This window comes from Flavobacterium sp. CG_9.10, assembly GCF_015752245.1.
In the GTDB taxonomy this organism is placed as follows: Bacteria; Bacteroidota; Bacteroidia; order Flavobacteriales; family Flavobacteriaceae; genus Flavobacterium.
The window spans coordinates 60,471-81,100 of record NZ_JADOVD010000009.1; the positions used below are offsets into that span (position 1 = coordinate 60,471).

The 20,630-nt window shown below is 34.4% G+C and carries 20 protein-coding genes; 15 read left to right on the forward strand and 5 right to left on the reverse strand.

The window, feature by feature from the left end:
- Positions 1-25: 25 nt before the first annotated feature.
- From IWX84_RS09340 to trpA, 10 genes are all read left to right on the forward strand, one after another.
- Positions 26-592 (forward strand): YceI family protein, encoded by a 567-nt coding sequence (locus tag IWX84_RS09340; RefSeq protein WP_196850477.1) that lies wholly within the window; start codon positions 26-28, stop codon positions 590-592.
- 321 nt (positions 593-913) lie between these two features.
- On the forward strand, positions 914-1,480 hold the full coding sequence (locus tag IWX84_RS09345) for a YceI family protein (protein WP_196850478.1): 567 nt from the start codon (positions 914-916) through the stop codon (positions 1,478-1,480).
- A gap of 268 nt (positions 1,481-1,748) precedes the next feature.
- Positions 1,749-3,149: an anthranilate synthase component I family protein gene (locus IWX84_RS09350; RefSeq protein WP_196850479.1), complete on the forward strand. Its 1,401-nt coding sequence runs from the start codon at positions 1,749-1,751 to the stop codon at positions 3,147-3,149.
- 93 nt (positions 3,150-3,242) lie between these two features.
- Entirely contained in the window at positions 3,243-3,809 is a 567-nt protein-coding gene (locus tag IWX84_RS09355; RefSeq protein ID WP_196850480.1) for an anthranilate synthase component II, read from the forward strand.
- 171 nt (positions 3,810-3,980) lie between these two features.
- Positions 3,981-4,973, forward strand: a complete 993-nt coding sequence (gene trpD, locus IWX84_RS09360) for an anthranilate phosphoribosyltransferase (protein WP_196850481.1) — start codon at positions 3,981-3,983, stop codon at positions 4,971-4,973.
- Between the two features lie 67 nt (positions 4,974-5,040).
- A complete protein-coding gene (trpC, locus tag IWX84_RS09365; protein ID WP_196850482.1) occupies positions 5,041-5,829 on the forward strand; it encodes an indole-3-glycerol phosphate synthase TrpC in 789 nt (262 codons plus the stop codon).
- A gap of 71 nt (positions 5,830-5,900) precedes the next feature.
- Positions 5,901-6,524, forward strand: coding sequence for a phosphoribosylanthranilate isomerase (locus tag IWX84_RS09370; RefSeq protein ID WP_196850483.1), 624 nt, complete (start codon positions 5,901-5,903; stop codon positions 6,522-6,524).
- 20 nt (positions 6,525-6,544) lie between these two features.
- Positions 6,545-7,726 carry a tryptophan synthase subunit beta gene (gene trpB, locus IWX84_RS09375; RefSeq protein WP_196850484.1) on the forward strand — a complete coding sequence of 394 codons (1,182 nt, stop codon included), beginning with the start codon at positions 6,545-6,547 and terminating at the stop codon, positions 7,724-7,726.
- A 189-nt stretch (positions 7,727-7,915) separates the two neighbouring features.
- On the forward strand, positions 7,916-8,236 hold the full coding sequence (locus IWX84_RS09380; protein ID WP_196850485.1) for a gamma-glutamylcyclotransferase family protein: 321 nt from the start codon (positions 7,916-7,918) through the stop codon (positions 8,234-8,236).
- A gap of 126 nt (positions 8,237-8,362) precedes the next feature.
- A complete protein-coding gene (trpA, locus tag IWX84_RS09385; protein WP_196850486.1) occupies positions 8,363-9,127 on the forward strand; it encodes a tryptophan synthase subunit alpha in 765 nt (254 codons plus the stop codon).
- 93 nt (positions 9,128-9,220) lie between these two features.
- On the opposite strand, the gene IWX84_RS09390 is transcribed toward trpA, so the two are convergent.
- Together IWX84_RS09390 and IWX84_RS09395 are read right to left on the reverse strand one after the other, a co-directional pair.
- Positions 9,221-9,691, reverse strand: a complete 471-nt coding sequence (locus IWX84_RS09390) for a DUF3368 domain-containing protein (RefSeq protein WP_231385456.1) — start codon at positions 9,689-9,691, stop codon at positions 9,221-9,223.
- Positions 9,672-9,899, reverse strand: coding sequence for a UPF0175 family protein (locus IWX84_RS09395; RefSeq protein WP_196850487.1), 228 nt, complete (start codon positions 9,897-9,899; stop codon positions 9,672-9,674). The genes IWX84_RS09390 and IWX84_RS09395 overlap by 20 nt, the downstream gene beginning before the upstream one ends.
- Positions 9,900-10,318: 419 nt before the next feature.
- On the opposite strand from IWX84_RS09395, the gene IWX84_RS09400 reads away from it, so the two are divergent.
- A complete protein-coding gene (locus IWX84_RS09400; RefSeq protein ID WP_231385457.1) occupies positions 10,319-11,200 on the forward strand; it encodes a TIR domain-containing protein in 882 nt (293 codons plus the stop codon).
- A gap of 251 nt (positions 11,201-11,451) precedes the next feature.
- On the opposite strand, the gene IWX84_RS09405 is transcribed toward IWX84_RS09400, so the two are convergent.
- Both IWX84_RS09405 and IWX84_RS09410 read right to left on the reverse strand, forming a co-directional pair.
- Positions 11,452-12,003, reverse strand: a complete 552-nt coding sequence (locus tag IWX84_RS09405; protein ID WP_196850488.1) for a DUF4494 domain-containing protein — start codon at positions 12,001-12,003, stop codon at positions 11,452-11,454.
- A 398-nt stretch (positions 12,004-12,401) separates the two neighbouring features.
- Positions 12,402-14,423, reverse strand: coding sequence for a M1 family aminopeptidase (locus tag IWX84_RS09410; RefSeq protein WP_196850489.1), 2,022 nt, complete (start codon positions 14,421-14,423; stop codon positions 12,402-12,404).
- Between the two features lie 549 nt (positions 14,424-14,972).
- On the opposite strand from IWX84_RS09410, the gene IWX84_RS09415 reads away from it, so the two are divergent.
- From IWX84_RS09415 to IWX84_RS09430, 4 genes are all read left to right on the forward strand, one after another.
- A complete protein-coding gene (locus tag IWX84_RS09415) occupies positions 14,973-15,605 on the forward strand; it encodes a TetR/AcrR family transcriptional regulator (RefSeq protein ID WP_196850490.1) in 633 nt (210 codons plus the stop codon).
- Positions 15,595-16,920, forward strand: a complete 1,326-nt coding sequence (locus tag IWX84_RS09420) for a TolC family protein (protein ID WP_196850491.1) — start codon at positions 15,595-15,597, stop codon at positions 16,918-16,920. The genes IWX84_RS09415 and IWX84_RS09420 overlap by 11 nt, the downstream gene beginning before the upstream one ends.
- Positions 16,921-16,929: 9 nt before the next feature.
- Positions 16,930-18,009 (forward strand): HlyD family secretion protein, encoded by a 1,080-nt coding sequence (locus tag IWX84_RS09425; RefSeq protein WP_196850492.1) that lies wholly within the window; start codon positions 16,930-16,932, stop codon positions 18,007-18,009.
- A 137-nt stretch (positions 18,010-18,146) separates the two neighbouring features.
- Positions 18,147-19,727, forward strand: coding sequence for an MDR family MFS transporter (locus tag IWX84_RS09430; protein ID WP_196850493.1), 1,581 nt, complete (start codon positions 18,147-18,149; stop codon positions 19,725-19,727).
- A gap of 74 nt (positions 19,728-19,801) precedes the next feature.
- On the opposite strand, the gene yaaA is transcribed toward IWX84_RS09430, so the two are convergent.
- On the reverse strand, positions 19,802-20,560 hold the full coding sequence (gene yaaA / locus IWX84_RS09435; protein WP_196850494.1) for a peroxide stress protein YaaA: 759 nt from the start codon (positions 20,558-20,560) through the stop codon (positions 19,802-19,804).
- Positions 20,561-20,630 lie beyond the last annotated feature (70 nt).

Below are 20,630 nucleotides of genomic sequence, written 5' to 3' on the forward strand. Positions count from 1 at the left end.
CAAAATCAAATTAAACACTTTACACATGAAAAATTTAAAATCAATTGCATTAGCATTAGTAGTAGTTTTATCTACTTTATCATTAACAGCACAAACTAAAAAAGTAGATGCTTCAAAAAGTAGCATCAATTGGCTTGCTAAAAAAGTTACAGGAAAACACAATGGTACAGTAAACCTTAAAGATGGTAAATTAGTTTTCAAAGGAAAAAAATTAATTGGTGGTGCTTTTAATGTTGATATGACATCATTAACATGTACAGATCTTACTGGAGAATACCAAGGAAAATTGAACGGTCACTTGAAATCAGAAGATTTCTTTGGAACTGAAAAATTTCCAACTTCAACATTAGTTTTCAAAAAAGTAGTTCTAAAAGCGCCTAATTTATATACCGTAAATGGAGACTTAACAATAAAAGGAATAACTAAACCTATTACTTTTGATCTTGCAACGACAAAAAATACTGCTGCAACTACATTCATGGTAGACAGAACAAAATACGATATCAAATATAATTCTGCAAGTATCTTCAGCAGTATTGGAGATAAAGCAATTTCAGATGAATTTGAATTAGCTGTTGCTTTGAAATACTAAACTCTTTCACAAAATACACTAAGCCCCAACAAGAAATTGTTGGGGTTTCTTTTTACATTACAATTTAATAAACAAATTCAAACTTGAAATTCTTACGAAAAATAAGTCGTCCTCCATTTTACTCCTTTAAAATAAAAATCATACTTTGACAACTATAAGAAATGTCCTAAATGCATCTATTTATCAGGCTACTAATTAATACATTATCGATTAATTCTAATTGATTACTCTTGTTTTTTGTAACTTTGATAATCAATATATAAACATAATCCTTGTTTAAATTTTAGTACAACATTGGCAATTAACTTAAATTTTTGGACCATGAAAAGTATAAAAAAGATTATTATTGTTCTGATAGTTACGCTATCTTTTCTTCAGACTGAAGCACAAACCTACAAAATTGACGTTTCTAAAAGTAAAATTACATGGATCGGTAAAAAAGTGACCGGACAACATGAGGGAATTGTAAAATTTAAAGATGGAAATCTAATTTTCAAAAACAAAAAATTAGTTGGAGGAAATTTCAATGCAGATATGAAATCGCTAACAAACACCGATCAATCAGGCACATCGAAAATGAAATTGGAAGGTCATTTAAAATCAAATGATTTTTTTGCGGTAGATGATTATCCAATAGCAAACTTAATTTTTAAACATATTAGAAACCAAGGTGACAATGTGTATTCCATTTCCGCCGATTTGACCATTAAAGGAAAAACCAATCCTGTAAAATTTGATCTTGTTGTTAAAAAGAATTCAGCAAAAGCGGATTTCACCCTAGACCGAACTAAATTTGACATTAAATATGGTTCAGGCAGTTTTTTTGATGATTTGGGAGACAAGACTATCTATGATGATTTTGATATGAATGTCAATTTGGTATTCTAAGAAAAAATTTAACAAAAAAATAAAAAAATAATGTTTTTTTAGTTTTTTTAGTTTTGTAAAATCAAAATTCATTTATATATTTGTATTCAAGAAATAAAAATGAAAACAATTCTAAACAATACTTGGTGGTGGAACAATTTACGTCAGTCGTCGTGAACAAAGCTCCTGTATAGTATTAGTAAACTATAAAAATAAAAGGCTTGTCATCACGACAAGCCTTTTTTTATACCTTATTTATTCATTATCAAATAATAATAAAATTTACAACTTGAAACATTTTAAACTAAATACAAATTACAAGCAAATACTCGCAGACACGATAACTCCGGTAAGTGTTTATTTTAAAATTAGAGATAAATTCCCTAATAGTTTGTTGCTGGAAAGTAGTGATTATCATGGCAGTGACAACAGTTTTTCCTACATCTGTTGCAACCCGATAGCATCCATAAAAATAGAAAATGAAACCATTTACAAAACCTATCCCGATGGAAGTTTTGAAAATAGTACAATAGATAAAAACACTAACATCCCGGAAGTAATTCAAGAATTTTCAGGACAATTCCAATCGGAGAAAAACGGTTTTAAATTTATAAATAATGGTTTATTTGGATATATTTCCTATGATGCTGTTCGCTATTTTGAGAAAGTAACTATTGCCAAAAAAGACAACAGCATTTCTATTCCTGATGTGTATTATGCGGTTTACCAAAATATAATAGCCATCAATCATTTTAAAAATGAAGCGTATATTTTCTGTCACAGTTTAGACGGTAAAAATAATATTTCGGAAATAGAACAATTATTACAGTCCCGAAATATTGCATCCTATAAATTTTATAAAGAAGGTGAGGGTTTTTCAAATCTAACCGACGAAGAATTCAAACATAATGTGGCTTTGGCCAAAAAACATTGTTTCCGCGGTGATGTCTTTCAATTAGTTTTATCCCGAAGATTCACGCAAGGTTTCAAAGGAGATGAGTTTAATGTTTACAGAGCGTTACGCAGCATTAACCCTTCCCCTTATTTATTCTTTTTTGATTATGGTGATTTCAAAATATTTGGTTCTTCACCCGAGGCCCAAATAATTGTAAAAGATCGTAAAGCCGAAATTCATCCTATTGCAGGAACTTTTAAACGAACAGGTGATGATGAAAAAGATGCTGTTCTTGCCAAACAATTATCGGAAGATAAAAAAGAAAACAGCGAACATGTGATGCTTGTTGATTTGGCCAGAAATGATCTAAGCAGAAACGGTCATAATGTAAACGTAGAAAAATATAGAGAAGTTCAGTTTTTCTCTCATGTGATTCATTTGGTTTCCAAAGTAACAGGCCATTTGCATGAAAAAGCAACAACTATGCAAGTCGTCGCCGATACATTCCCCGCAGGAACATTGAGCGGAGCGCCAAAACACCGAGCGATGCAATTGATTGAAGATTATGAGAAAACCAACCGTAATTTTTATGGCGGTGCCATAGGTTTTATGGATTTTGAAGGAAACTTTAATCATGCAATTATGATTCGGACTTTCTTGAGCAAAAATCATCAGTTGCACTCACAAGCGGGTGCGGGAATTGTTGCCGGTTCCGATGAAGAAAGCGAAATGCAGGAAGTCTATAATAAATTGCGCGCTTTGAATACTGCTTTGGATTTAGCCGAAACGATATAAATAATTTAAAGATTCAATAATTTAAGAATTTAAAGATTGCTGAAACACTAGAATTTTTCAATCTTTAAATCTTTCAATTTTTCAATAAAAAAAATGAAAAAAATACTAGTTATAGATAATTACGATAGTTTCACTTATAATTTAGTGCATTATCTGGAAGATTTGAATTGTGAAGTCACCGTTTATAGAAACGATGAATTTGATATTGACGAGATAGCAATCTTCGATAAAATACTACTTTCTCCAGGTCCCGGAATTCCTGATGAAGCTGGATTGTTAAAAGAAGTGATTCGGAAATATGCGCCTACCAAAAGTATTTTTGGAGTATGTTTGGGTCAACAAGCGATAGGAGAAGTTTTTGGAGGAACACTCTCCAATCTTGACAAAGTATATCATGGTGTAGCAACAATGGTAAAAACGGTAGTCGATGATGAACTTTTATTCGAAGGTCTAGGAAACGAATTTGAAGTGGGACGTTACCATTCATGGGTTGTAGATTCCGATTTACCTGATGTTCTCGAAGCCACTTCATTCGATGAAAATGGACAAGTAATGTCCTTGCGACACAAAACATTCGATGTGCGTGGCGTTCAATTTCATCCGGAAAGTGTATTGACACCTAATGGAAAAAAGATATTGGAAAACTGGGTGAACTCATAGTTTGCAGTGTTCAGTCTCAGTGTTCAGTAGTAATCAGGTAGCAAAAATTATATTTTAAACATTGCCAATGTGTAATTCTTTGTGTGTAAAAACCATTTCGGTAAAACAATCAAAGTATCCAACAATAAAAAACCTTTGTGTCTTAGCGCCTTCGAGGCAAATAACAACAAAATGAAAAACATATTAAACAGACTTATCAATCACGAAATGCTTTCGAAAGAAGAAGCAAAAAATGTATTGGTAAATATTTCCAATGGAAGTTACAACACCAGTCAGATTGCTTCATTTCTTACCGTTTATATGATGCGCAGCGTTAGTATCGATGAACTTTCGGGATTCCGAGAAGCCTTGTTGGACTTGTGTATTCGAGTAGATTTATCCGCTTATAATACGATCGATTTGTGTGGAACTGGCGGCGATGGAAAAGATACTTTTAACATTTCTACTCTAGCCTCTTTTGTGGCTGCTGGTGCTGGGATAAAAGTAGCAAAGCATGGGAATTATGGTGTTTCATCAATTTCTGGGTCCAGTAACGTTATGGAAAAACTAGGAATTAAGTTCAGCAATGACAACGATTTCTTGGAAAAATGTATGGACAAAGCAGGAATTGCGATATTACACGCTCCGTTATTTCACCCCGCTATGAAAAATGTAGGTCCAATTAGAAAAGAACTGGCGGTTAAAACCTTCTTCAATATGTTGGGTCCAATGGTAAATCCATCGTTTCCAAAGAACCAATTAGTGGGAGTTTTCAACTTGGAATTAGCCAGAATGTACGCGTATTTATACCAAAATACCGATGTGAATTTTACTATTCTGCATTCGCTTGACGGTTATGATGAAGTTTCATTGACAGGTCCGACGAAGATTATTACAAGTAGCATGGAAGGAATGTTAAATCCTAAAGATTTTGGAGTTCGCCTTTTGCTGCAAAGCGAAATTGAAGGTGGAACAACGATTGATGAATCGGCGCAACTATTTACTGATATCATTTCAGGTAAAGGAACCGAAGCACAAAATAATGTCGTTTCTGCCAATGCTGGAATGGCAATCGCAACGGTCACAAAATGCACTCCTTTAGAAGGATTTCAAATAGCGAAAGAAAGTTTATTATCCGGAAAAGGACTTTTATCTTTGAATACGCTACAGGAATTGAGTAGATAAACACTGATTGCACAGATTAACACACATAAAAACTTAGTGACTTAGCGCCTTTGCGGCAAAATACAAAATGAATATACTTGATAAAATAATAATCGATAAAAAAAGGGAAGTCATTCTCAAGAAATCAATCATTCCTGTTTCACAATTGGAAGCGTCGATTTTCTTCGAAAAAAAGACGATTTCGTTACGTGATAATTTGTTAAACAGTACCTCTGGAATAATTGCCGAGCATAAACGTCGATCCCCTTCAAAAGCAGAAATCAATTATAGTTTCACTGTGGAAGAAGTGACAAAAGGATATGAAAATGCGGGCGCTTGTGGAATTTCGGTTTTAACGGATGGGAAATATTTCGGTGGTTCCTTAGACGATTTACTTTTGGCAAGAGCCACAGTAAGTATTCCTTTATTGCGAAAAGAATTTATTGTTGATGAATACCAAATACTGGAAGCCAAAGCACACGGAGCCGATTTGATTCTACTAATAGCAGCCGTTTTAACAAGAGACGAAATAAAAACCTTATCTGAATTTGCTAAAGGTATTGGACTGGAAGTTTTATTGGAAGTCCACAATCAGGAAGAATTAGAAAAATCGATTATGCCAACATTAGACATGATTGGGGTAAATAACAGAAACCTAAAAACTTTCGAAGTGAGTTTGGATTTCAGCAAGCAATTAGCAGCACAAATTCCAGATGATTTTGTGAAAGTTTCCGAAAGCGGAATTTCATCTATTGAAGCAATTAATGAATTAAAACCTTACGGTTACAAAGGATTTTTGATTGGAGAAAACTTTATGAAAACGGATAATGCCGGTAAAGCAGCAAGCGAATTTATTTCAAAATTGAATAAAAAATAAAACACAAATTTCACAAATTCACACAGATTTAATTTGTGAAAATTTGAGAAATCTGTGTTAAAAAAAATACTATGAAACTCAAAATCTGCGGCATGAAATACCCCGATAATATTATCGAAGTAGGCTCGCTCCTACCCGATTATATGGGTTTTATATTCTGGGAGAAATCAGCTCGATATTTTGACGGAGTGATTCCAGATTTACCAAAATCAATTAAAAAAGTGGGCGTTTTTGTAAACGAAACCGCCGAAGTAATTTTGGCGAAAGCCATAAAATACGATTTGCAAGCTATTCAATTACACGGTCACGAATCCGTTGAATTTTGTTTAAATTTAAAAAATGAATTAGATTCTAAAATCGAGATAATTAAAGTTTTTTCGGTCGATGATGATTTTGATTTTGAAGTATTGAAACCATTTGAAGCGGTTTGTGACTATTTCCTTTTTGATACCAAAGGGAAATTACCCGGCGGAAACGGAACCACATTCGACTGGAAAGTATTAGAAAAGTATCCTTCAAGCAAACCATTCTTTTTAAGTGGTGGAATTGGAATTGAGGAATTGGAAGCTGTGAAAGAAATATCAAAAACCAATTTACCCCTTTACGCCATCGATGTAAACAGTAAATTTGAAATCGAGCCAGGATTAAAAGATAAAAAAATATTGAAAAAGTTTCAGAACAATTTGAAACTTTAAACTTATAAACTTTAAACAAAATGAGTTACAACGTCAACGAAAAAGGCTATTACGGAGAATTTGGAGGAGCCTACATTCCTGAAATGTTATATCCAAATGTAGAAGAATTACGTCAGCAATATCTGAAAATTACAGCTGAACCTGAGTTTCAAGAAGAATTTGAGGCACTTTTAAAAGATTATGTAGGTCGCCCTACTCCACTTTATTTTGCAAAGCGCTTATCAGAACAATACAACACCAAAATCTACTTGAAAAGAGAAGATTTGTGTCATACCGGTGCGCATAAAGTCAACAATACTATTGGACAAATCCTTTTGGCAAAACGTTTGGGCAAAACCAGAATCATCGCCGAAACTGGTGCCGGTCAACATGGCGTGGCAACGGCCACCGTTTGTGCGCTAATGGGATTGGAATGTATTGTGTACATGGGTGAAATCGACATCAAGCGTCAAGCGCCAAATGTGGCTCGTATGAAAATGCTGGGTGCCGAAGTTCGTCCCGCACTTTCAGGTTCAAAAACCCTTAAAGACGCGACAAATGAAGCCATCCGTGACTGGATTAATAACCCAGTTGATACCTATTACATCATTGGATCTGTGGTAGGACCACATCCTTATCCGGATATGGTGGCCCGTTTTCAAAGTGTAATTTCTAAGGAGATCAAGGAACAGTTACTGGAAAAAGAAGGACGTGAAAATCCGGATTATGTAATTGCTTGCGTAGGTGGCGGCAGCAACGCCGCTGGTACTTACTATCATTTTCTAGACAACGAAGACGTGAAAATTATCGCAGTGGAAGCAGCTGGTTTAGGTGTTGATTCTGGCGAGAGTGCTGCAACTTCAGCTTTAGGAAAAGTGGGTGTTATCCACGGTAGTAAAACGCTGTTGATGCAAACTACGGATGGCCAAATCACCGAACCGTATTCCATTTCAGCAGGACTTGATTACCCTGGTGTAGGCCCTATGCATGCTAATTTGTTCACCACTGGCAGAGCACAATTCATCTCTATTACTGATGATCAAGCCATGCAATGGGGAATTAAATTATCCCAAATGGAAGGGCTTATTCCCGCCATCGAAAGTGCTCACGCCTTTGCCGTTCTCGATGAAATGAAATTCAAACCAGAGGATATTGTAGTGATCAATCTTTCTGGTCGTGGCGACAAAGATTTGAATACCTATATCGATTATTTTAAATTATAGTTGCGTTTAGCCCGAATTTATTTCGGGGCGTTCCCTCGCTTTCACTACCGTTACAGCAAGGTCAGGCTTTCCGTTACAATCTTTTTTATCTTGTTAAAAAACAAGATAAAAAAGGATTTTCACTATAATCCTTAACGCAAACCCAACAACATTAAATGAATTCAGATTGACATTTTCAAAATACAAACTATGGAAAAATTATTCACTTACGGCAGCTTGCAGCATGATGAAGTACAACAAGACCTTTTTGGGCGAACACTACAAGGAATTTCAGAAACGTTAATTGGTTATGTGGTAAAAGAAATCCAAATCGAAGAAGAATTTGGATTAGTACAATATCCAATCATCGTAGAAACGCATAAACCCGAAGATACCATAAACGGAATTGTATATACCATTTCGTCCCAAGAACTTCGCCAGTGCGATCTTTATGAAGGAGTACATTATAAACGTGTTGAGGTTCATTTGCAATCGGAACAAAAAGCTTGGGCCTACAGCGCTTCAATATAAGATGTTACATTAAATAAACCTGTAAGTATTAAAACTTACAGAAGCTACTGAAAATTATAAAATACACCTCTAACCTCCCAATAAAATTAGGAGATGAGTTCTGAATAGGGAAATAAAAAAATTAAAATGAACAGAATAAACCAAAAATTACAAGAGACTAAAAAGATACTTTCGATCTATTTCTCAGCGGGATATCCCAACTTAAATGACACCGTACAAATCATTCAGGATTTAGAAAAAAACGGCGTTGATATGATCGAAATCGGATTGCCATTTAGCGATCCTTTGGCTGATGGACCAACCATTCAAGCCAGTTCTACCCAAGCGTTACATAACGGAATGACAACACAGGTTTTGTTTGACCAATTAAAAGACATTCGGAAAACAGTTTCAATTCCGTTAGTAATTATGGGATATTTCAATCCAATGTTGCAATACGGAGTAGAAAATTTCTGCAAGAAATGCGCGGAGATTGGTATCGACGGATTAATCATTCCTGATCTTCCGGTGGATGTCTATGCCGATGAATACAAAGAAACTTTCGAAAAATACGGCTTGAAAAATATTTTCTTGATTACACCACAAACCTCAGTAGAACGGATTCACTTTATTGATTCCGTCTCTGATGGATTTATTTATATGGTGAGTTCTGCGAGTGTCACCGGTTCACAAACTGGTTTTGGAAGCGTACAAGAAGACTATTTCAAACGGATTGCCGACATGAATATAAAAAACCCTCAAGTAATTGGATTTGGAATCAACAATAAAGAAACCTTCAACCAAGCCACGCAATTTGCCAAAGGAGCCATTATAGGAAGTGCTTTTATTCAGGATTTAACTGAGAATGGAACAGGGAAAATTGGGGAGTTTGTTGCTGGAATTCGGAAATAACATCCATTTCAAGTTATAAAAAAATCCTTCTTTACATTCTTTGAACGGAATGAGAGAGGGATTCTATATTTTAATTTTATTACAAAGTTTTCTTTAAATTTCTTTAGCTTCTTTTAGTGCCTGAAGTTCAATTTCTGCTGTAATTCTAAAGTTTGTTTCTTTAATTTTTTCAATATAGGGCTTGATAGAAGGAATAACGCCATTCAATTTTGCTTTAATAATAACTCCAATAGTTCCAGTAAATACTAATCCTAGATGGCTAGCTATTTTTCTTGCTTTGAAATCATCAAGAATTAAAACACTATTTGAAATTTCCAGAGCCAATGCAATTGCACTCGACTCTCCTTTGTCAGTTTGCATTTCGAGTATTTGCTGTCTGTATTTATCAATGACATTTTTAATAACAATCCATTCTGGCAGCAATTCTCCAAATTCTTCTGCAATAACTGATGTCGTTATAATTTGACCGTAAACTTTTTTTAGTAAATCAAGTTCACCAATTTTTGATAAGATGATAAAACAACTGGTATCTGAAATAATTATTTTATGCGTTTGCGACATCATTACTTAAATCATTTGAAGGAAAATTAAATATCGAAACATTGTAACGATTTAGCAATTCTGCAAATGTACGTTTAGTTAATCCCGCTAGCTCGGCGGCTTGCCCCAAAGAGAGTTTTCCCTGTTCATATAATTTAGATGCAAGAAGCATTACAAGCTCTTTGTTGTCTATATCTAAATTGTCTGGTATGGTAAGAGTTATTGTTTTCATATACCAAATGTACAAAAAATATTGACATTCATAATTTTACATTCTGTTTGTCTCTCTAAAGTAAATCGTTTAATCAAGTCACACAATTTGAAAAAGGAGCGATTATTGGTAAGGCGTTCACCCAGCATTTAACAGAAAATGGAACAGGAAAAATTGGGGAGTTTGTAAAAGCAATTCGATAAATTCTTTTTTTATATAAAAGCAAATGGCGTTTAAAGTTAATTTAAACGCTGTTTTTTTTTATGCCGCCAATTTATCAAATGCCATAATAATTTGTAATAATTTATTTATATATTTACAAAATAACAAAAGCGATTTTTGTGTCATAAAGCCAACCTAAATTGAGTTCTTGGATTCACTTTATGGCTGTTATATACAAGTTAGGCAAAATATAACAACAAAATCAGAAAACAGAGATAATGGCAAAAAGAGCTACACCAACTCCACAACAAACAGAACCAACTTTTTTAATAAAATCTAAATCTATTTTTAAAACTGAAATTGAAGATAGAATTTCCAAAGGAGAAGAGATTTTAAAAAGTACTATTCAAACTGAAACTGACTTCATAAATATTAAAAAAGGATATTCATTGTGGACAGATTATAACCTTGAATTGCTTAAACAATCTTTCAATAAACCAATAAATGAATATCGTAAAAGTTATGATGATGCTGGTGAATGGAGCGGGTTATTTGTCTCAACAATGGATTCTAGAACAAGTGTTGGAGAGCAAGTTCAAAAATTCACTAGTAAATTCAGTACTAAAATAGATAATCTTAAAAAACTATTGCAAAAAATTGATTTATTAAAATCGAGTGAACCTGAAATTGAACAAAAGGAAAATTTAAAAGCTGAATTTGACATGACCCAAGTTTTTATTGTACATGGACATGACGAACTAGCAAAATCAGAAACTGCTCGATTTGTTTCAAAACTAGGATTTGAACCAATAATTCTTCATGAGCAGGCAAGTTCTGGAAAAACAATTATTGAAAAAATTGAAGAATATACTAATGTAGGCTTTGGGATAGTTCTTTATACACCTTGTGATTTAGGAGCCAGAAAAGGAGATGAAGAGCATTTAAAAAGTAGAGCTCGTCAAAATGTCGTATTTGAACATGGATATTTAATCGGAAAAATTGGTAGAGAAAATGTTTGTGCTTTAGTTAAGGGAAATATTGAAACGCCTAACGATATTTCGGGTGTAGTATATGTTTCAATGGATGGAAATTGGAAACTAGATTTAGCTAAAGAATTAAGGAATAGTGGCTATAAAGTAGATATGAATTTAGTTATTTAAACAAATATACTGTGCCTAACACCCGCTTGTGCCCGCTAAAATAAGAGGGGAAAAAATCAATTAAAAAATCAATTCACCCGATAGTGCAAGCGTCCGCTATCAAAAAATAGCTAAAACAATCAATTCAAAACAGATTCCTCAACAATTTTAGCGACCTATTTTTAAATTATAAACCGCAAATTCGCAAATTAAATAGTCCTAAATGGAATTTTTAATTTGTGAATTTGCGGTAATTTTCTTTATCAGAATGACTAGGAAACTGGTTCCTCTTCAACGGCAAATTCCATGTGATCCACAATCTCTACTGCTACTTCAGGTTTGGAGGCTTTTACCGCATTAAATTTTTCTATTTGTTCTAGTTCACCTTCTTCACCAGAAAAATAAGGGAACACATCCATAATAGGAGATTCCATAATAGCGGGAATTGTGTAGTCACCCATCGTGCCTTTCATCACGCCTGTGGTATTGTCAAAAGCTTCTTTTACATCATTGGCTTGCACCAATAAATACATGCTCGTTTTGCGCTCTTTACCGCTTTCTTCATCATAAGCCAATAAAGAAACTTTCGATTTAAACCAACGATCCGCATTTTCAAAAGGATGAATCTCGGCATAATTTGCCATTTTTATATTCGTGATTTTAAACTCTTCACTAATATAAGCCGACATCTCTTCGGTAATTCTGCTTTCGGCTTCTGTATAAGACATAGCGTCAACCAAATAAGGTTCGGTTGTAATCTTTTGTCCGCCAGTTTCATCTGTTTTTCTATATTTAACTTTGCATTCGTACCAAATTGTGCTCATCTGTTTTTTTTTAGGATGTCAAAGATAGATTTTAAAGAAAAAAAATAGCGCAATTCACAAAATAGATATTCACAATTTTGGATAACCAATCTTTTCATTTTGGAAACATCAATGTGTGACTGCTCAATCAGGTGAACTAATTTTTCAAAGAAGGGATTAATGGAAAAACCTTTTTACCGCATTTGACAGAAAATGAAACGGCAAAATTGAGGAATTCTGCAATAACTTATTTTGCACTTTCATCGATATCCCAGATTATGGTTATGATTGTAGTTAAAACGGTTTGTTTTCGTCCTTCCGATAAAGGACGAAAAATGTACCGCAAGTGTTATTTTTCAAACAAAAATTAGGCAGCCGCCACATTGGAAACTGCCTTTTTTTAATCTAATAAAAATAAATTATTGCTTAACTATCTTAGCGGAACGTTGCTCTGCTCCTTGATTCAAATGCACAATATAGACTCCCGACAATAAGCTACCTCCAAAGGAAACATTTTGATCTAAAGTCACATTTTCCCTGTGTTCGATTATTCTGCCTAATACATCTACAACATCCATATTAACTGCGCTAGTTTGATCCGGTGAATTTACATTAAGAGTAAATGCACTTGTACTTGGATTGGGATAAATCAAGGTTTTAAAATCATTTATAGTTTCAACTTTAACGGATGCTATCTGTGTATTTATTTTCGCCAAAGCTCCATTAAATGCAACAGTTCCTGCAGCTATCGTCACGTTGTCAGGGTCAAATTGTACCGTAGTGGGTGTAAAAGGTAAAGTAATTGTGATTTTATTGGTTCCTGTTCCGGCACTAATAGTTCCATTCCCAGCAATAGAAAGATCTCCTCCATTATCATATAAAACTATATTTTGTGATATACCTGCTGCATCCTTTACTTTGATCACAACTGGCATTCTAAAATAAGTAACATTAGAATTGCTACTTCTGGTCTGTGTCAGTTTCAAAGTAACCTTATTACCAACATTATTCCATTCTACATTATAAGATGGCGTTCCTACTCCATTTACCCAATCCGCAAAAAAACCAGACAAATCAGCTCCAGCTAAGGCCGTTTGGATATGCTGTCTCAGGTTATCGGTATCAGCAGATGCATAGGAAAGAGCTGCCACATAATTTTTGATGGCTTCGAAAAACTTGGTATCACCGGCCAGTGTACGCAACATAGACACAATCATACCTCCCTTGTCATAAACAGCCGTTGTATTGGGTCCTGTCCAAACAGTGTTGGAATTACTTACATCGGTAATATAAACCGGAACGGTGCAACTACGAGCAGACGTTTTTATAGATGAGATACGTGTAAAGGCTGATTTCCCTAAAGAAGGAATTTGCTCAGCCGCCAACACTTCCATGTAAGTGGCAAAACCTTCATTGAGCCAGAGATGATTCCAGGTTTTACAAGTTATTCCATCGCCAAACCATTGGTGGGCCGTTTCATGCGCTATAACAGACCAATTGGTTAAACTGCCTGCATCAAGTCCAATATTGGTCTGATGTTCCATCCCTCCAGGGAAGCCAAATTCATAAATACCATATTTTTCATTCTTAAAAGGGTAATCCCCAAACTTACTGCTAAAAAGTTGCACTTCGAGTTTAGAAAAATCCAAAGCAGCCAGAATCGAAGTATAAGACGAACGAGGAAACAATTGATAAGTAACTGGAACAATAGTACCGCCGACGGCTATTGCTGGGCGATTGAATTCGTTAAACTTTGCCACGCATATACTTACCAGATAGGAAGCAATAGGATATGAATGTCTATAGGTATATAAGGTGTTTGCCCCACTTACAACTGTTTTCAAAATCTTGCCTTGGGTTGCTACTTTATAGGTCGAAGGCGTACTTACGGTAATATCCATTCCTTCAATCTTATCTTGCATATCCGCTTTACAAGGCCACCAATCCCGATCTTCATAGGATTCTGACAAAGTATAAATATAACTGTTCCCTTTATAAGTAGCTTTTTGGTAGCCTAGAGCCTGCCCACTTTCGGCAGGCGGAACTCCTTTATAGGATATAGTCACCGAATCCATGACATTAATGGCTAAAAGACTTGGCAAAACAATGGTTAGTAAATTTTGATTTCCAGATGTTGGAAAGGTTTTAGCCACCGAAACACCATGGTAATTAACAACTAAGCCCGTATTGTTAAAAGAGGTTTTGTTCAAATCGAAAGTGACTGTACTTACATTAGCAACCTTGGTAAGGAATTTTGTAGTAACCGTCCCTCGAATATATTTGGTTGAATCAGGATTAACTCGCCAATAAATAGTATGGTGCTTTACATCAATATTAGCACCAGATCCACTAGTACCCGTAGTTTGACCCAACAATGTAGTCGTGGCAAGCATAAAACTAAAAAGCAATAGCATTGTATTTTTAAAAGTATTTTTTTTCATAATTTATATTTTTAACTCAAAAATAAAAAAATAACAATATACTTCTTATTTTTTTTGCAATAAAATGAGAAATAAGTATTTATTTATGATTTTTAATAACGAATTAAAAATATCATACTCTATCTATTTGTCAGTAAAAAACCGTTATCTGTCATTCCGACGAAGGAGCAAGCTTAGTTATGCGAGCAGTTTGATGCCATTCCTCCTTCTTCGGAATGACAAATAATACTTTACATCTGTTTTACAAGAAAAAAGATGCAAAATAATAGATTTATAGTAAAATCACACTCTTAACTATTAGGATAGAGGCCACAGCTGAGAAGTTACCTCCTATTTAATTAAAACACGTCCAGCCAAAGACCATATAGAAGTCCAGACCGGAGTGGCTTTAACCAAAACTCGGTATAAATTTTGGCGAAAGCCAATAAAATTTACTCCTTTTTTAACGAAAAATACACAAAGCAAGCCGTGTTAAAATTATGTTAAATGAAATATTAAACAATCGTTTAAATTAAACAGTTGTTTAATTTTGTGTCATATTTTTAAACGATGGTACTGGAAGATAATTTTAACGACAAACAAATTCAAATTCTAGTAGTAGCAGAAACGCTATTTGCCGATAAGGGATTTGATGGGACTTCAATTAGGAATATTGCCAAAGAAGCCAAGATAAATATTGCGATGGTTTCTTATTATTTTGGTTCCAAAGAACGTTTGCTTGAAGCTTTGATAATATACCGGACTTCCGACTTAAAATCGCAATTGGACAATCTCGTAAAAGAAAATCTTGAACCGCTGGAGAAAATCAACAAACTAATTAATTTATATATCAATCGAATCAATACTAACAAAGGTATTTACAGAATTATCCACTTTGAATTTACAGCTAAAAAAAGAGATGGTGATCTTCTGGTTTTCTCTGAATTAAAAAAAGGAAATCTGAATTCATTAGAAGCCATTATTCTAGAGGGTCAAGCCAAAGGTGTTTTCAGAAAAGACATTGTTATTCCGCTTATAACTCCCACCATTCTTGGGACTTTTTTTCATTTTCACATGAACAGACCATTCTTCGAAAATTTATTAAATTTGAAAACCGAAGATTTATATAACAATTACATAAAAACTATTTTGACAAATCACATCCAACAAATTATTAAAGCACTTCTGATATATGAAAGTTAGTCAATTAATGCTCTTCGGGATTTTCTTTATGGGGATTTCGGCTGTAGAAGCACAGGAAAAAAAGAGTTTAAAACTCGATGAAGCCATCAGTATGGCTTGGAAAAACAGTAATGAAGTGAGTTTAGCCAATGCTAAAGTAGCCACTAAAAAATACGAATTACAATCCACAAAAAACAGTCAATATCCTGATTTGAAAGTTTCGGGACAATACCAAAGATTGACAAAAGCTTCCATTGATTTGAAAATCAATAAAAGAGCCACATCTACTCCTCCTCCTATTGTAGATCAATTGATACTAGGACAAATCAATGCGTCCGTGCCGGTTTTTGCAGGATTTAAAATCCAAAATAGCATAAAAGCTTACGAAAATTTGTACCAGGCAGAAGCAGCTACCGCTTCTCAAACAAAGCAAGAAATAGCGATGAAAGTAGTCAGTCATTATGCTGATTTATACAAAGCACAAAGAACGATTGAGCTGCTAAAAGAAAATCAGAAGAGCGCACAACAACGCGCAACCGATTTTAGTGATTTAGAAAAAAACGGAATTATCCCCCGAAATGATTTATTAAAGTCACAATTGCAAGTGTCAAAAATTCAGTTGTCCGTAGATGAAGCAACGAAGAATTTAAATATTGTGAATTTTTATTTAGTGACGTTATTAAAATTGCCTGCTAAAACAAAACTGGAAATTAAAGAAAGTGATTTTGCCAACTTTCAGATGGATAATGTTCCAACGAATGATGAACCTGCACTGCAAAATCGTAAAGATCTTGAAGCGGTCCGTTTTCAAGAAAAAGCAAGTCAGGCTAACATTAAAATTGCAAAAAGCGCCTATTATCCGTCAATTGCATTCATTTGTGGTTATACCGCATTAGACCTAAAAAATGTAGTAACTGTTAAAAATGCAATGAATATTGGTGTGGGTGTTTCTTATGATATAAGCTCCATTCTAAAAAATGGAACTATGGTAAAAATAGCGGAAAGCAAAGCAATTGAAGTACAAAATTCTGAAGCGATACTTACCGATTATATCAAATTGGAAGTTCAAAATGCAATCGAAGACTACGATTTAGCACTGAAACAAAATATTGTTTATGCACAAGCGGTGGAACAATCATCAGAAAATTATAGAATCATAAAAGACAAGTATGACAACGGTCTTTCGGACTCCAATGATTTACTCGAAGCTGATGTAGAACAACTGGGTTCAAAAATTAATAAAGCATTAGCAAAAGCAAATATTATTCAAAAATATTACGAATTGCTTTCAGTTACCGGACAATTATCTCAATCTTTCAATCTTTCAAAAATATAATCAATCTACATGGAAAAGAAAAAAACAAATACAAAATTTATTATTATCCTAGTGGTTTTGGTAGTATTAGGTGGAACTTACGGAGTTTATAAATACATGCATTCACTGGTTCATGAAGAAACTGACGATGCTCAAATAGAAAAAAACATGAACCCTATAATCCCTAAAGTTTCCGGGTATGTGGATAAAGTGTATATAAAAGATAATGAATTTGTAAAAAAAGGTGATACTTTATTTACAATTGATCAGCGCGATTACCAATTAAAAATTGAAGATGCAAAAGCTGGATTACTTGCTGCCGAAGGGAATTATGAAGTTTCTAAAGCGGATATAGGAAGCGCTTTGGCTAATATTTCTGTTTCAGATGCCAATGTATTATCTGCCGGTGGAAATATTGAAACTGCAAAAATTAGATTGGGAAGAGCAAACAGCGATTACATTCGATACAATAATTTGTATAAAAATCATTCAATTACCAAGCAACAGTACGAGCAATCCTTAGCCGCAAAACAAGAAGCAGAGAATCAAGTCCAAATTTTAGAACAGCAACAAAGAGCCAGTGCTTTTCAAAAGTCAGTTGTTGTTGCTAAATCTAAAGTTTCCAGTAAGCAAACTGAGGTTGCTGGCGCAAATATAAAAAGAGCAAAAGCGATGCTTGACGCTGCAGAATTGAATTTAACGTATACCGCAATTACAGCAGCCATCGATGGTCAGGTTTCTAAAGTTGATATCCAACCGGGACAATTGGTTCAACCGGGGCAATCATTATTTTATATTATCAACAATAAAGTTGCTTGGGTAATTGCCAATTTCAAGGAAACTCAATTGAATAAAATGGTTATCGGTCAGAAAGTAACAGTAAATGTAGATGCTTATCCAGACTATAATTTTGAAGGGACGGTTACCTCATTTTCACCAGCGACTGGGTCCCGTTTCTCTATTTTACCTCCAGATAATGCAACAGGTAATTTTGTAAAAACTATTCAACGCTTGCCGGTAAAAATAAACTTAAACGCGTCAAATGATGTCGAAAAAATTAAATTATTACGACCAGGAATGAATGTTGATGTTGATGTACACTTAAAATAATGATTGAAGATCGGAGATTGAAGATTAACGATTTTTGATTTAAAAATCGTTAGTCATTTCATTAAATCTACATTCTAAACCCAAGCTTTTGCGAACTGGCGAAGCAATCGTTGATCAAAAATCTAAAATCCTTTTAAATGGTACAATCAGAAGATGATTTAGTAGAATACGGCTATAGACGAGTTATTATTACGATAACGGCAGTACTTTGTGCTTTGCTGGAAATCGTAGATACAACTATTGTAAATGTGGCTTTGACCAATATGAGAGGAAGTCTAGGCGCTACATTAAATGATGTTGCTTGGGTGATCACTGCTTATGCGATAGCCAATGTAATTGTTATACCAATGACGAGTTGGTTATCACAACAATTTGGGCGACGTAATTATTTCGTGGTTTCCATTATCATTTTTACCGTCGCCTCTTTCATGTGCGGGAACTCTGATAATATTTGGGAACTCATTGTTTTTCGATTTATTCAGGGACTTGGTGGTGGCGCTTTATTAGTCACCGCACAAACTATTATAACCGAGAGTTATCCTATCGCTAAGCGAGGAATGGCGCAGGCAATTTATGGTATGGGTGTAATTGTAGGCCCTACTTTAGGTCCGCCATTAGGAGGCTATTTAGTAGATCATTTTTCCTGGCCCTATATTTTTTATATTAATATTCCTCTTGGTATTATTGCCACTATTTTGGCTTTCAGTTTTGTACGAAGTCCAAAATACGGAGAGAAACTTAAAGCCAGTCAAGTCGATTGGTGGGGGATTTTTCTTTTGACAGCATTTATTGGCTCTTTACAATTTGTTTTAGAACACGGGCAACAAGATGATTGGTTCAACAATACAACAATTGTAACCTTAAGTACCGTATCATTATTTGGATTAATATTATTTATATGGCGAGAACTCACATACAAACATCCTATTGTAAACTTAAGTGTTTTAAAAGACGGAAATCTTAGAATTGGTGTTTTAATGTGTTTTATCCTTGGATTTGGTCTTTATGGGTCTACGTTAATTATTCCAATTTACACACAATCGATTTTAGGTTGGACGGCAACGGATGCTGGTTTATTACTTATTCCAGGGTCAATTACCACTGCTTTTATGATGCCAATTATTGGAAAATTAATTCAAAGAGGCATTCCTCAGGGCTATATGGTTGGTGTTGGATTTTTAGTTTTCTTTTTCTTTACTTTCATGATGCACAATAGAATGACACCTGATACTGGTGCCGAACATCTATTTTGGCCATTAATATTAAGAGGAATTGGATTAGGATTACTTTTTGTTCCTATAACGACTTTATCGCTTTCTACTTTAAAGGGAAAACATATTGGGGAAGGTGCTGCTTTTACTGGAATGATGAGACAATTAGGTGGTTCATTTGGTATTGCAATTATCACCACTTTTATCACGCGATTTAGTCAAAAACATCGCGTTGACTTAGTTGCGCATTTAGACGGAAGTAAATTTGAAGTGCAACAACGTATAGCTCTATTACAAAAAGGTTTCATGTCCAAAGGATTTAGCAGTAATGCAGCCTTGAAAAAAGCCTATCAGGCCATTGATTATTCTATCATGAAACAAAGTACCGTTTTATCATATATGGACATTTTCCTTTATCTGGGAATTATGTTTCTATGTTGTATTCCTATTATATTTTTGATTAAAAAAGGAAAAAACAAAATTAATCCTGCCGATGCCATGCATTAATGGATTTGATTTCAAAAAATAAAAAACGCCGAACTCTTTTTGAATTCGGCGTTTTTATTTTTAGTTTAATGCTACTATCTCGTGAAAACCAAATGATTTCCTTTTGATAAATTGGCATCAAATTGATATCCGTCGTAATTGAAACCTTTCAAGTCATCAATAGTCTTGGCATTGGTATCAATAATGTAACGCACCATCATTCCCCTTGCCTTCTTGGCAAAAAAGCTAATCATTTTTAATTTTCCATCTTTATAATCTTTAAAATCCGGGGTGATTACCGGGACTTTCAAAGCTTTGACATCGATTGCCGAAAAATACTCATTACTGGCCAGATTGATGAACAATTCATCTTTTTTGAGTTCTTTATTTAATGCTTTTGTAACGGTTGTTTTCCAAAATTCGTAGAGATTTTTGCTTTCGCCAATAGGAAGTTTTGTTCCCATTTCCAGTCGGTACGCTTGCATCAAATCCAATGGTTTCAGTAATCCATACAATCCTGATATTATTCTCAAACTGTCTTGTAAAGTTTCTAATTTTTCGATTGGAATTGAATAAGCGTCTAATCCAGTATATACATCACCATCAAAAGTAAAAATGGCGGGACGGGCATTTTCTGTAGTGAAAGGCGTTTTCCATTTTTGGTTGCGTTGCCAATTCAAATCGGATAATTTATCCGAAATATCCATCAAATTAGATAATGCTGCAGGCGATTTTTGTTTTAAAACGGTATGAACTTGTCGCGCTTCTTTTAGGAAGGAAGGCGCTGTATGCAGTGCTGTTGGTAACTCTTTTTCAAAGTTTAAAGATTTGGCTGGCGATATAACAATTTTCATTTGCAGAGGCTGTTTCAGTTCATTTTAATAATAGATTCAAAAGTACAAATTGAAAGTAAGAAATGAGTGC